Genomic DNA, 1,554 nt, shown 5'->3' with positions numbered 1-1,554 from the left:
GACGAAAGAGATCGGCTTGGGGAAGGAACGGACGCCGAAGCGGGAGACGGTCGCGGACCGCAAGCCTGAAGCACTGCTTTCCGCGAACGAGGTGAACCGGTCCCTTTTGGGGATTGCACACCAGCGCCTCGACGAGCTCTGTCGCGAAGCGGAAGCCATCCGGCTTTTCGGATCAGTGCAGGTGCAGATCGTTTTTGAGGCGGGGCGGATCACGCACATCCACCGGCGACTGGATGGACGAGAAAAAATCTGATCGCGGACTCTTGACGGAAGACAAGTTGCCAGCATAATAAGGGTAGACAGGCCACCAGCCACCAGACTGATTGACCAGGACTAGGGGCCAGGTGCCATACCGATGATGGCTTAGAGCCGTGACGCGGTATCGCATCTGGCCCCTTTTCTATTTGCACACGGTTATGGCGGAAAAGGTCTACAAGACAGAAAACGGCATGCAGTTCCCGGCGGAGGCCTATGCCTACGTGCCGGATCCTGACAAGCCGTCCACCTGGAAGCTGCGGCTTTGGGAGGACCCCGAGAAGAAAGAGACACCGCGGCTAGATTTGGGGATGACCTTTCTCTACCACGCCCGCGACGGGGACTTGTAGTGCGAAAAATATGCGGCCAGTTTCGCCAGTCCGAAGAGTGTGACGTTCCCGGAATTCAGTCCTGTTTCCAAAAAAGAGAGTTATGCCATGGCCAATCTGACTCCCGAAGACATTCAAGCAATCTTGAAGGCGATTGAAGCGACCGACTGGTAAAAATGGCTTCGCCAGCAGATGGCGGCCAGCGAAAAGCCTGGGGAACGAAAGCAGGAACCGCCCGCCGATTTACTTCATGCGCTATGTGGGAGACACACGGGATCCCGAGGAGATCAGGCGGCGGGCGGAGAGTGGATAGTATGGGACTTTCCAATCTCAGGATTATCCCGCTGGTTACGAGGAGACTTCCCATGACTGATGAGGTGAAAAGGCGACCCCGCTCTTTGGAAGAGGCGTGCGAATTGGCGAAGTCCTTCCATTACATTCCCACCAAGCTTCAGCGACCACTGTCGCCTTCTGAGGACCTGCCACCGGAAGAATACAAGAAGGCCGAGGCGGAATACGAACAAACGATGAGGCAGTACCACATTGAATCTCTCTACGGGGCCTACGATAAGGACAACCCTCTCTACCAATACAACGAGCCCTATATTGACGCCCGGTGGGAAGCCGTTACGGGCCTGATTCTGGAGATGCCGCCCCTCGGATCCGCTTCCCTCACATCTGCCCTAACCCAATCCTGTCCCAATTCTCGTCTCCCTGTGGTGTAGAATCCACAGCATGGATCTCTACACACCCTCGACTGATAGTGGCCTTTTCAACCTCCTGGGAAAGCTCTTTGCCCTGGGGCGGGCGGTGGATGCCGCCCGGACGGGGAACGTCTTGACCAAGCGGCAGATTGCGGCCAGCAACCGCCGACGGGTGCAGAAGCCCCGCAGGGATGGGAATGCTTGACGCGGCCGGAGGGACGTGCTTGTTCGGTCCGGGTTCCAACGTGGATGAGGCACTGGCTTTC

General features: G+C 57.4%; 4 protein-coding genes. All 4 read left to right on the top strand.

Going from position 1 to position 1,554, the window contains the following annotated elements:
* A partial coding sequence (locus ABJK56_RS01715; RefSeq protein ID WP_347242937.1) for a hypothetical protein occupies nt 1-253 on the top strand: 253 nt, incomplete at its 5' end.
* Nucleotides 254-371: 118 nt separating this feature from the next.
* Nucleotides 372-605, top strand: coding sequence for a hypothetical protein (locus ABJK56_RS01710; protein WP_347242936.1), 234 nt, complete (start codon nt 372-374; stop codon nt 603-605).
* A 344-nt stretch (nt 606-949) separates the two neighbouring features.
* The gene (locus tag ABJK56_RS01705) at nt 950-1,309 is read left to right on the top strand and encodes a hypothetical protein (protein WP_347242935.1); all 360 of its coding nucleotides are present in this window, start codon (nt 950-952) and stop codon (nt 1,307-1,309) included.
* Nucleotides 1,310-1,319: 10 nt separating this feature from the next.
* Nucleotides 1,320-1,493: a hypothetical protein gene (locus ABJK56_RS01700; protein ID WP_347242934.1), complete on the top strand. Its 174-nt coding sequence runs from the start codon at nt 1,320-1,322 to the stop codon at nt 1,491-1,493.
* The last annotated feature ends 61 nt before the right edge of the window (nt 1,494-1,554 follow it).

Source organism: Thermogutta sp., assembly GCF_039793925.1.
Taxonomy (GTDB): domain Bacteria; phylum Planctomycetota; class Planctomycetia; order Pirellulales; family Thermoguttaceae; genus Thermogutta.
The sequence above is the reverse complement of the archived record's forward strand: the minus strand, read 5'-3'. Positions and strand labels throughout refer to the sequence as shown.

Bases quoted from the DNA above. Each gene is read 5' to 3' on its own strand.
- ABJK56_RS01705 (WP_347242935.1), top strand. From the start codon at position 950: ATGACTGATGAGGTGAAAAGGCGACCCCGCTCTTTGGAAGAGGCGTGC.
- ABJK56_RS01700 (WP_347242934.1), top strand. From the start codon at position 1,320: ATGGATCTCTACACACCCTCGACTGATAGTGGCCTTTTCAACCTCCTG.